Annotated in this window: 6 protein-coding genes and 1 pseudogene; 2 read left to right on the plus strand and 5 right to left on the minus strand. The window is 40.3% G+C overall.

What is annotated here, in order from left to right; translation table 11 throughout:
• Positions 1 to 295 precede the first annotated feature (295 nt).
• Positions 296 to 637: a hypothetical protein gene (locus NSTC731_RS31905; RefSeq protein ID WP_445628448.1), complete on the plus strand. Its 342-nt coding sequence runs from the start codon at positions 296 to 298 to the stop codon at positions 635 to 637.
• Here the strand turns inward: NSTC731_RS31905 and NSTC731_RS31910 are convergent.
• From NSTC731_RS31910 to NSTC731_RS31930, 5 genes and pseudogenes are all read right to left on the minus strand, one after another.
• Positions 591 to 5,866: pseudogene (locus NSTC731_RS31910) on the minus strand (nSTAND1 domain-containing NTPase). The gene NSTC731_RS31905 and the pseudogene NSTC731_RS31910 sit on opposite strands and share 47 nt — an antisense overlap.
• A 335-nt stretch (positions 5,867 to 6,201) precedes the next feature.
• Positions 6,202 to 7,836: an ATP-grasp domain-containing protein gene (locus NSTC731_RS31915; RefSeq protein ID WP_445628449.1), complete on the minus strand. Its 1,635-nt coding sequence runs from the start codon at positions 7,834 to 7,836 to the stop codon at positions 6,202 to 6,204.
• Positions 7,833 to 8,618 (minus strand): hypothetical protein, encoded by a 786-nt coding sequence (locus NSTC731_RS31920; protein WP_445628450.1) that lies wholly within the window; start codon positions 8,616 to 8,618, stop codon positions 7,833 to 7,835. The genes NSTC731_RS31915 and NSTC731_RS31920 overlap by 4 nt, the downstream gene beginning before the upstream one ends.
• 74 nt (positions 8,619 to 8,692) lie before the next feature.
• Positions 8,693 to 9,124, minus strand: a complete 432-nt coding sequence (locus NSTC731_RS31925) for a hypothetical protein (RefSeq protein WP_445628451.1) — start codon at positions 9,122 to 9,124, stop codon at positions 8,693 to 8,695.
• Between the two features lie 594 nt (positions 9,125 to 9,718).
• Positions 9,719 to 10,153, minus strand: coding sequence for a hypothetical protein (locus NSTC731_RS31930; protein ID WP_445628452.1), 435 nt, complete (start codon positions 10,151 to 10,153; stop codon positions 9,719 to 9,721).
• 184 nt (positions 10,154 to 10,337) lie between these two features.
• Here NSTC731_RS31930 and NSTC731_RS31935 point away from each other — a divergent pair, with 184 nt between their 5' ends.
• Positions 10,338 to 11,504, plus strand: a complete 1,167-nt coding sequence (locus tag NSTC731_RS31935) for a sigma-70 family RNA polymerase sigma factor (RefSeq protein ID WP_445628453.1) — start codon at positions 10,338 to 10,340, stop codon at positions 11,502 to 11,504.
• The last annotated feature ends 30 nt before the right edge of the window (positions 11,505 to 11,534 follow it).

Here is an 11,534-nt window from a genome sequence, read left to right on the forward strand (position 1 = left end):
GGTTTTCCTGGTTTTTGCACAGATGCAGGAATCATAACTAATTAGGCGGACATGATATAAGAACTAGTAGTTCGCTTTCCCCAAAATTCGCTTTAATTATTTAATGGACATAAGTACTGGAAATACCACTCAGAAAACTGCATAAAAAAACTCAACTGGATCTATTAAGTCAGTGAAGGGTTTTAAACCCAAAATCTGGAATACTGTTGCTTGCCTTTGTAGCTAAGTATCTACAGAGGTACAGGCTCCCTAGTAGTTCAGTTGAAAGTATATATTAAAAGGAAAAAGGCTTGATATGCAAAAGCAAATTTTGGGTTTAGCGATCGCATTACCAACGATATTATTCACTGCATTACCTACTTTGGCAAATCCTGTACAAGTCATTACACCTAAAGTTGGTAATTTACAACAAGTTGTGGTCAAGGGAGAGTTTCAAACTCCTGTAATTGAGAATCAACTCTCTAACCCAGGAGATGGCCAATCACCAGGCCCAACCGGTGGGAGCTCGCCGGTAAAAGGCCCAGGGCCCAGACCTCCTCGCAGAGATACATTGTTGCAACTGGGTACAGGTTTACAAAATACGATTAAGTCTAACTCCGTAAATCTGAACATAGCCAACCCCGTTCTTGGTCGCTAATATTCGGGTTAGTTTTGAGGTAATCCTTCAGCAATTTACAACTGCGAATCAGTAGATTGTCTAAATCTTGGGTTTGCAGTTCTGTGCTTTGAAGACGCCAAAGTTTAGCTGTACCATCAAAACTGGCAGAAGCCAAAAATTTCCCATCAGGGCTAAAACTGAGGCTCAATACTGCATCAGTATGGCCTGAGAGAGTTTTGAGTTCTCTGCCATCACGGTTCCAAAGTTTAATGCTTCCATCACCGCTAGCTGAGGCTATTATCTTGCCATCAGGACTAAAGCTGACGCTGTAGACGCCATCAGTATGTCCTGTAAGAGTTTGTAGTAAAGTTCCATTGCTGACTTGCCAGAGTTTAATAGTTTTATCAGCACTAGCCGAGGCGAGTACTTGACCGTCAGGGCTAAAACTGATGGCGTTGACAGCATTAGTATGTCCTGAAAGATTATACAGTAACTTGCCATCTTTAACTCTCCAAAGTAAAACTTTGTTATCTCTACCAGCTGAGGCCAGTACTTGACCATCAGGGCTGAAACGAACGCTCAAAACTTCAGCCGTGTGTCCTTGGAGAGTTTTAATTAAAGCTTTTTGCTGAATATTCCAAAGTTTAATGGTCATATCAGCACTGGCGCTGGCCAGAATTTGACTATTAGGGCTAAAGCTGAGACTATTGACATTGCTGCGATGACCTTGGAGGGTTTTAATCATATAGCCGTCACGAGTCCGCCAAAGTTTAATGTAATGGTCAAGACTAGCTGAAGCTAATGTCTCGCCGTCAGGGCTGAAGGCTAAACCGTAGACTTCATCGCTGTGTCCATAAACTGAAGTACTATGACCTTCTAGAGTTTGGCGCAAAGTTCCGTCACGAGTCCGCCAAAGGTCGATCGTAGTGTCTTGACCTGCGGTAGCTAGAGTTTGCCCATCGGGGCTAAAACTCACACTATAGAGTTGACCTTGAGATCCTGTGAGAGTTTTGAATAGAGGATTATCTCGCTGCCAAAGTCTAACAGTTTTATCAGCGCTAGCCGAAACTAAGGTTTGGTCATCTGGGCTAAAACTGGCGCTATAGACTGCAATGCTATGTCCTAGTAAAGTTTGGCGTAAAGAGCCGTCCTGAGAACTCCAAAGTTTGATTGTGCTATCAGCGCTGGTGGAAGCTAGGGTTTGACCATCATGGCTGAAGTTGACGCCCAGAACTCCTGCATTGTGCGCTGGAATAATTTTTAGCAGTGTCCCATCTCTGCGCCAGAGTCTCACGGTTTTATCTTCACTGGCTGAAGCTAGTGTTTGACCATCGGGGCTAAAAGCGACACTGGAAACTCCAGCGCTATGCCCAAGTAGTGTTTTTTGCAACAATCCATCGCTAACACTCCAAAGTTTAACAGTCTTATCTGCACTAGCGATCGCCAAAATTTCCCCATCAGGGCTAAAACTGACACTATTAACAAAATCTTTATATCCGCTAAAAGTTCTCAGCAAATGACCATCGCTAACTTGCCAAATTTTAGCAGTGCGATCGGCGCTACCAGTGGCGATCGTCTCACCGTTCCTAGACCAAGATAAACTCAGAACTTCCGCAGTATGACCGTTTAGCGTTCTAATTAAAGAACCGTCGCTAGTTCTCCACAGCTTGACGGTACGATCGAAACTAGCTGTTGCGATCGTTTGACCATCTGGGCTGAAACTGACACTCCGCACTATATCGGTATGCCCTGTTAATGTTCGTAGCTTTGTGCCATCCCGTCCCCAAATTATGGCTGTTTTGTCGTTGCTAGCCGATACAATTGTTTTGCCGTCAGGGCTGAAACTCACGCTCGATACTTCAGCGCTATGCCCTTCCAAGCGGTTGCGCTCTTGGGTTCCAGAAATTACTTGTTGTAAAACATTGAGAGTCTGAGTTTGCAACTCGGCTGGTGCACCAAAAGTGTTTTTTAGCTGTTTACCTGCTTTAACGCTGGCAATTAATGCTTCTAGCTGCTGATGTGATAAAAGATTAGCTTGAGATGAGGCATTTAATGCTTCAATTTCTCGCAATTGAGCTGCTTGGGATTTCCAATAGGCTAAGGAGCCAAAACAGACTGCTGCTAATCCCAAAACGCTGAGTGCAACTACAGCCCTTTGGGCTTGCTTGAGTCTTCTTTTCTCTTGTAGTTGCTGTTGCTTTCTTTGTACTAAACAAGCTTCAATAAACCGTTGCACATCAGCAGAAAGTTCGTCGGTATATTTAATATAGATATCTTCTGCCTCTGCTAGCCGTACTCCTTGCAACAAAAAATCAGCTTGCTGACTACGTTGCAGCCATAATTGGGAAGTCTGCTCAATTTGTCTCTGTTTTCGCAAGCGATATCGCGATTTTCTTCTAACCACCAGCGTAAAGTTGACCAATGACGGATGAGGATTTCATGGGCAACTTCTACTGTGATGGGAGAAGGGGAGTAGGGGAGTAGCACTTCGGCTACGCTCAGTGACCGGGGGGTAGGGGAGGCAGGGGGAGAAATGTTTTCTGGTTCGCCTTGTCTAGCTTGTCCTTTTGTTAGTTCTTCTTGTTCTAAATTCATTACCACTAGCTTGGCAGCAGTTAAGGCGTTGAGGGTTTTTTCTACCAATGCGGCGGGATATTTTTTGACTATTAACTCTGATTTATGTATCCGTCTGCGAGTATCTTCTGTACCTTCACCTAGTTGTGTCAAAGATAAAAAAATCCATTTAGCGCATTCTTGCATTTGAGGATCGAAACTTTCGTAAACAGCCTGAGACGATCGCTCCAATGCTCCTTGAATTCCGCCTAGTTGCTCTTGATAGGTTTGTAAAGTCAACTCACCAGCAACTCGATGCTGCCATAATTGCTCTAAAACAAATTCCAGTAACGGCAAATCTCCTGGTGAGTGATTTAGTTCCCGCAACAATACTTCCACCAGTTCTGGTTCTACTTTTAATCCGACTTGTTGAGCCGGGTTGAGAATCACCCGTCGATAATCATCCAAACTTAACTTCGGTGGAACTAACACGCTCAAATCCTGCAAAGCTTTAGCCAGTGCTGGTACTTCTAAACAGGAGGCTATAAAGTCTGCCCGTAAAGTAATAATTAATTTGAAGCGATCGCCAGCATATTGCACCGCTCCCAGCAATAATTCTAAAAATAGCTCTCTGTCTGGAGTTGGAGCCAGGGTAAAGATTTCCTCAAACTGATCTACCACTAGCACCACAACTCGATGGGGTTGGTTGCGTATCCAGTAAACAAATCCCTCTACTCCTTGGTGAAATATTCCCTCTAACAAGAGATAGGAAGAAGAATAATTCTCCCCCTGCTCCCCTGCTCCCCGGTCACTGAGCGTAGCCGTTCGCGCAGCGTCTCGTAGAGAAGTGCTGCCCCCCTGCCCCCCCTGCCCCCCCACTCCCCCAAGCCCCCGCGCTAAAGCTTCCAGCGGATTTACTCCGGGACGAATGCTTCTAATCCACCATTGTTCGCTGCTGGGTATTTGTTTACCCAATCGCAGTTGCGGAATTACACCAGCTTGGACAATTGAAGATTTGCCGCTTCCGGAAGCACCGATGACGGCTAAAAAAGAGCGATCGCGTAGTTGGTGAATCAATTCCTGAGTTAAGGCTTCTCTACCGTAAAAATACTGGCTATCTTCTTCAGAAAAAGCACTTAGCCCCATATAAGGGCATACTCCCAAATCTAATCCTGTGGTTGATTTTGGCGTGTTTGCTCCCGTTTTTGCTTGGAGAATTTCTATAATGCCTTGTGTGCCTGATAGCCAGATGTAAAGAGTCACACCGCTACCTGCTAAGGATAATTGTAGTTGAGCGATCGCTCCGGCGGCTGAGAGTCCATCTGCTTGGGTTGCTGCCATCAAAGTATCGAGAAATTTTTGGGCAAAGCGTTCTGGTTCTTCAGCTGGTGAGGCGTAGGCGATTAAACATTGCCCTTGGTGAGAGTCAATTTGCAAATCTTCTACCCAATCTTGCAAAGATGTATTAGCTACAGGACAATCGAGGATGACAATTTGTTGAGCTGTACAGAGGTGTAGCTGTTGTTTCAACCAGGAACGCTTGATGCGGATATTTTCTCCCAGCAATAACCATTCCCCTGCATCGGTTTCTTCAATTCGTCCCCGCAGATAAAGCAGAATAACTTCTGATGCTGGTTGTTGTAAATGACGAGCGATCGCTTCTTTTATGCGATCGGCAGATACTTTTGTTGCTGGCAAATACTCTAGTGCAAAATCTCCAGCACTTCCGAGAAATTTGCTAATATCTAAGGTTGTTTTGCTGACTGATAATCCCTCTACTACTATTCCTATCCGGCGATGCACTCCAAAAGTTGCCTGGGTTAATCTTTTCCCTACAATTAGTTCCCCAACTCCCTCAACAATTCGTTTAGGAGTTTGCAACGGATATTCTCGAAAAAGTTGAGTTTCTCCTTTAGTTTTTTTCTGCTGATTAATCAGTCGCAATTGTTGATTACTTTTATCTATATATTGGAGAGTTTGATGATATACGTATCGATACAAATTATCTACATAAATTAAGCCTTGGCTATCTGCTGCCTCACCTTGCAATCCTTTCATTAAATAATAAGTAAAAACCCCATGTCCCAATTCGGGAAACTCCCAAGATTGCTGGTTAGCATCACAGGAAAGCAAAGCATAAAAACCTTTACTTTTAGCAGCACGCTGCTGTAATACTTCAACCATTTTTGGTGTAGCATTCAGCAATGATTCTATTGTTGTACCTCTGAGTGTCATCCCGCCACTATGACAAGCATCTAGCCAAACAAGCTGATTTTGCACCCCACTATTACCCAACAATTGTAAAAGTTCTTGTAAAGCTAAAGCTGTGTTTTGCAGATCGGATTTTTGAGTATCTGCTAAACACAAAAATGCTTGCTGTGTGTTTAGTTCTACAATCCCATGTCCAGAAAAATAAAATAGAATAGTATCAATAAGTTGAGCCGCAGTGGTAATTTGGCGGAGACTGGCACGGATGTTTTCTAAAGATGGTGGTTGCGGTGCAAAATCATGGTGTATTGTTACCTCTGTTTGAGTAAATTGTGCAGAAGCATCTACTAATGCTTCTGCTAAACCTTGACAATCTACTGTTGAATAACTAAGGCTGGGTAGTCCGTCATCTTGATATTGATTGACTCCCACCAACATTAACCATAGCTTAGGAATTGCAGTTTGTTTGACTGAAGTTGAGCGACTGGGAATCCCAATTGGTGACATTATAGTAATCCTAAATGAGGTTTCAGGTTTTTACTGGGTAATACCATTTTTTTTGTGAAGCTGCATATATTTACCCCCCGGCTGTCGCCGTCCCCCGATGCCTTGGGGGGACTATAGGGGGGTCTTGTTATATGCACCAAAATATTTGTAAAGATGCTAAAACTTTCTCAAAAAGTCCTTCATTCGTAATGATATGCTATTTGTACTGTAAGCTAAAACTAGCATAAACTTACAACTTAGATAAGATTGCTATACAGAATTAATCAAAGCTCAATTGTAGTCCTCAGCCGCTAACTTTTCTATCTAAAGAATTGTGATATATTAAGAGGATTATCTTACCAGTACAGTAACCATTGACCATCACAAAATAACCCATGACCTTGTAGAGTTATTCTTTCATCGTCAGGATAAATGTAAGTAGTTGGTGCAATCTGATGAAGTGTATGTCCGCTGTGTAAAACAATTTCACCAACTTTGTAACGATGAAAAGTTCTAGTTCTAAATCGTTTAACAATGTTTATATCACCTGCGATCGCTTGACTATAATCATTGATATAGTTAAAATCCCAAACATTCAAGCCACCGCCACTTTTAGGCAGTTTAATTGGTAAAGTAAAGGATATTGTGTTTACAGTATCGAGTTTATCTTCATCCCATTTGAGGTTTCGGTACTGCAAATCGAAATGTGTAGTGGCATTTGGTTTAGTAATAAGATTAGCATCTTGCCAAATATGAAAACCTGGCAATGCTGCACCTGCTTTATACACTACAGGGTTTATAAGCGTCTGCTCTAAATATTCTTTGACTAACTTATAAAGCCAACCTAAACGTTCTTCTAGTATTAGATTATGTTCGCGAGCTATAGTATAATAATCTCTAGAAAAATTAGGTTCATTTAAGAAATCTAAGTAACTAGCCGTACCTAAAGTATAGAAAAATTTTGGAGATTTTCCTCGTTTTATCCATAATTCTCTTAAACTATGAATTACAGAACAAATATCATTACAATGTTCGACTGTCACAATTTGTTCTGAGTAAATTTCATTACTAGAATCTGTATACCAACTAATATTATTTCCTGTAATATCTTCTGTCAGCAAAGCTAATAGCGAATCTGTTATTTTACCATCTGCCCGAATATCATATCCATCGTATCCCGGCATTGGATTAACTTCTAAACACCAGTACTCTAAAGAGTTGGTAACTTTAAAATCCCAACCTGCAAACTTTAACCCCAATGCGGCAGTTGCATTAATAATTTTTTGGTGTAAAGCTTCTGGTAACTCCCACTCGAGATACTCAGCTTCTTCATGAAAATGGCGATAGTCTACCTGTGGACATTTTATCAATTCTGCGTGGACTCTATTACCCACTACATGCGCCCGCACATCAGCACCCTGTATATATCTTTGTAAATGAACTGGGCCTGCGTCTGGGTGAAAATCGAGAAACTCCTCTGATTTTACTAATCTACTATCAGCACGAACACCCGATGTTGTCTTAACAATTGTTAATCCAGCGTTAGCAAACTCCGTTAGAACTTCTGCATTGGAACTAGTAAGGCTATCAGCAACTTGAAAACCTAAAGATTGCAGATGAAATTCATGAAGCGGTTTTGAGAAATTATTACCACCAGCACCAGGACGATTAATTACATTACCTGGAATATGTTCTAACCAACAACAAAGTGCAGCAAGAAGACTTTTCCATCGCATCGCATCTTGTAAATCTGATTGTACGGTTGAAAGATCAATCAAGCGACAATAATAAGAACCATGAGGATTTAATACATACTTTTGGCTAGAATAACTTATCCAATTTTGATTATCATCGGGTAAAGCTAGCCGCCAATCTCCATTTTGAATTACTTCGCGTAAATTAATTACTTGTACTTCGATACCACGAGATTCAGCGTAGTTAATAAAATGACAAAAAGTGCGGTCTGAATCAAGGCCAATTGCATAAATCATGAGAAAATAGTCTCCAAAAGTGCGGGAGCAAAATCCGACCAAACAAACTGTATTTCTTCCAAAGATGGATAAGGGTTGATACGAGCAATATTGGCACTTTCTAGGTTGCTATCAATACTCCAAGTTACAGTACCAAATATCAAATCTAAATTTCTTAGCACCGAAATACTTTTTTCTTCTAGCTGCAAATGTTCTAGAGATGTATTGGTGCAACGCCATGCTTTATCTTCTAAAACAACAACAATTTCATATTCCAGGTTAGCCGAAACCCAACTTGCACGAAATGGCCCCACCCCTTCAGGTATTTGTGGATACGCAGCAGTATTATAAGTAGTTAAATCTTGGAGATACCATTGTTTATCGAGTAATGCTTGCGGTGATGTTGGAACTTGCGAAGAGAATACTTCTAGATTGCTAGTATAACCAGCCTTTAATTTAGTCAAGTTAGAAGAATATGATAAATTACCCCAAAGACTGTTTGCAGTTGGACGATTAATTACTGTTGATTTAGATAATGTCATCGCTGCCCATAAAGTAGCAAGACACTCATCATAAATAAAAGAATCATCAAAACTAGTGCGAATCGGCATCTGTGGCGGAACGCGTAGAATAACTGGGATTTCTGGTGTAATATATGATTTTCCAGAAGTAACAGCGATAGAAAACATTCTGGCAGCATTGCAAACATCTACAATTGCACTTTTATAACCTTTTTGACTAACCAATTCGTTAACTGCTTGGCAAAAAATGTCATCACTCGAACCAATAATTAATAAATCCATAATATTTAGTTGCTCATTTTTTAATAGGAGGCTTAGATTCCCGACTTATTCAATAAGTCGGGAATCTCTATTGTTTAGAAAATTGGCTTGTTAGCTTTAATTAAAGTTTGAGGACGTACATTTTGTAGTACAGGAACTTTTAGTTGATCTGCTGGTAAAATAACTGGATTAATTCTGTCTATAAAAGCACCACCACAGTTACCGCTTTCGCAAGTCTCTTTACTATCCTTACCTTTATCGCTAGAATCTTTGCCTTTATCGCTCGATTCTTTTGTTTTTCCACCGTCAGTTTCTAAGACACTATTCAAGGGTCGTTGATTCAAATTATAAAGAGTGTCACGACGGGCAGAATTAGTAATAAAAGGCTTATTTGACACGCTAGAGCTATCAGAAATTACTAGATTTGGGATAGATTCAGCTTTAGCTACAGTACTGATAATTGAACTAGCTATTGCTAAACCCATTACTAATGCTAAACGTGTAGAAGTTGAATTTGTAATTTTCATTGCGATTCTCCTTGAAGTTGATTTATTACTTTTATTGCTGTGACTGGATTGGTCGCAGGTTTACGGCTACTTATATTTCATCTTTTTTCCTGTAACTCATTCGTCATAGGTTCAAACAAGATTACTTTATTAAGTAAGATATGAGAGTGTGAGAACTGTTAAAAAACTCAGGTTAGAGTTTTCATGTTTCACCTTTCACTTAGTCAATAGGTTTGCTTGGATATTTTTATGCAGTCTTGGGAAAATTTTTGAAAATTATGTTTTGAGAATAATTAAATTTTGAATATATAGCAGTTTTCGTTTACATGAGGTACAAAGTTACGGGTTTGGAGGCAGGAGGCAGGAGGCAAGAGTGAGAAAGAAACTCTTTATGTTTGATGAATCAGTCTTGCTGTACCTCACTTACTTGCAATCTGCTGTAAATAGAAAAACCCCGCAGATGCGAGGTTTAATGCTGGGATAAATTTTACATTTCATAGCAGTTTTCAAGTACAAAGCTATGGGGGGAACCCCCTACGTACCCGTCGCTACTTCAGTTACTTGCAAACTTCTCTGTTGTTAGAGTAATAATTAATGCTGATTTCTAGCGATCGCTTATCTCACTCTTGTTTGCTTTTGAAAGTATTCACGAGAATAGTAATTCTGCCTGCCGCTATTATCTAAAAACTGCGTATAGCCTTGCAACAGTAATTCTTGACCAGCAGATCCCAAGGTTAAGAAGGAATTTGCGAACCCTTTATTATAGTTAGCTGTTGCATATTTATGATTAGTATCTTGGACATTAATACCATAGGTAAGTAATGGTGCAGTTCCCCAATCACAATCACTAGGATGACATTTGCCAAACACCTTAATATTTAATTTATTGCTACCACTTGAGGTAATTACTAAACGAGTAATATTAGAAGTATTGGCATCTTTATTTACCCAAGTACCAATAAAGTCAGCAGGTACAGCTAAAGCAGGATTGATTAAAGCAGTAGTTAAGATGCTACTAGCAGCAATAATACTCAAAGAACGTTTCAACATTTTAGTCACACTCCATTATTTGTAATTGTTTTTGTAATTTATTGATAAGTAGACACGATTACCAGTTGGCTAAGTATAAAATATTTCATCGAAGTCGAAATATAATCCTCACACCTTGTAGTAAAGTTTGTGTAGGCGTCCTTTAACGCCTTCAGTCTTCCTATAGGTTGGGTTCCATTTTTTTATGCACCCTCGGCAAAGCATCATTGAAATTTTTTCGACTTTTGTGCAATTTGACGCCGATCGCTTCAGTGGTTGGGCGACGGAATCAAAGTTACGTCGCAGTATCCAAAGTTGTCTCAACCACACTCCTCAAGAAACTTCGGAAAATTTTTGGATTTTATATTGGTATAAATTTTGGCTCGTTCCTGAAACAACGCTACTGGCTAAACAGCATCTAACGGCTTACTTGCAAGAATCCTGTTATTGGGCATCCCAAAAAACAGTTAACAGTTTTGCGAGTACTCAGTACAAGTTATCAGACTGTTTTCAAATTGCGATCGCTCAAGTTGATAAAGTCCTCAAAGGATTTAATCCAGATCGAGGCTTTATATTAAAAAACTACGCTAGCGCCCTCTTTAGCAGTGCTATTCGGGAAAATTTACGCCAAAATCGTGAAATTGATATTTGTACCGATTGGGGATTATTACGAAAAATTACTAAAAAATTTTTGGTGGAGTCTTTACAAAATGCAGGTTTGTTGCTGGAGGATATTAACGATTACGTCCTCGCTTGGAACTGTTTTAAAAGTATATATATCCCAACGCAAAAAGGCACTTCTCGCCAAATTCCTCAACCAGACAACGAGATTTGGGAGGCGATCGCTAAAGCTTATAATTCACAAAGTAGTCAGCAAGTCAATTCCCAAACCCTAGAAAAGTGGCTTTTAACTGCTGCTAAAGCCGCACGCCGCTATCGTTATTTTAGGGTTGACTCTCTCAATATCCCTAAAGGGGGCGATGATTCGTGGGAGTGGCTTGATAATATTCCCGGAACACAACAAGAATCTCTAATTAATCAAATTCTGGCTCAAGAAGAAGAACAAACAAGAAAGTTTCAACAAACTGAGATTAACAAAGTTTTAGTGGCTGCGATCGCTCAACTCGAACCGCAAGTACAAGAGATTTTACAACTTTATTATGCTCAAGAACTAACTCAAGACAAAATTGCCAAACAATTACAAATACAGCAATATACTGTCTCGCGGCGACTAAAAAAAGCCCAAGAAACTTTGTTACGCTTTTTAGCTAATTGGAGTAAAGATAGTTTGCATATTTCCGTTACTTCAGACCTACTCAAGAGTATAAACATACTAATGGAGGAATGGTTGAAAAATTACTATGGTGGATAACTGGGGAGTGGGGACAAGGGGAGTTAAAAC

It is taken from the genome of Nostoc sp. DSM 114167 (assembly GCF_052692655.1).

Coding starts and splice junctions, on each gene's coding strand:
- NSTC731_RS31905 (WP_445628448.1), top strand. CDS start 296: ATGCAAAAGCAAATTTTGGGTTTAGCGATCGCATTACCAACGATATTA.
- NSTC731_RS31915 (WP_445628449.1), bottom strand. CDS start 7,836: ATGATTTATGCAATTGGCCTTGATTCAGACCGCACTTTTTGTCATTTT.
- NSTC731_RS31930 (WP_445628452.1), bottom strand. CDS start 10,153: ATGTTGAAACGTTCTTTGAGTATTATTGCTGCTAGTAGCATCTTAACT.
- NSTC731_RS31920 (WP_445628450.1), bottom strand. CDS start 8,618: ATGGATTTATTAATTATTGGTTCGAGTGATGACATTTTTTGCCAAGCA.
- NSTC731_RS31935 (WP_445628453.1), top strand. CDS start 10,338: ATGCACCCTCGGCAAAGCATCATTGAAATTTTTTCGACTTTTGTGCAA.
- NSTC731_RS31925 (WP_445628451.1), bottom strand. CDS start 9,124: ATGAAAATTACAAATTCAACTTCTACACGTTTAGCATTAGTAATGGGT.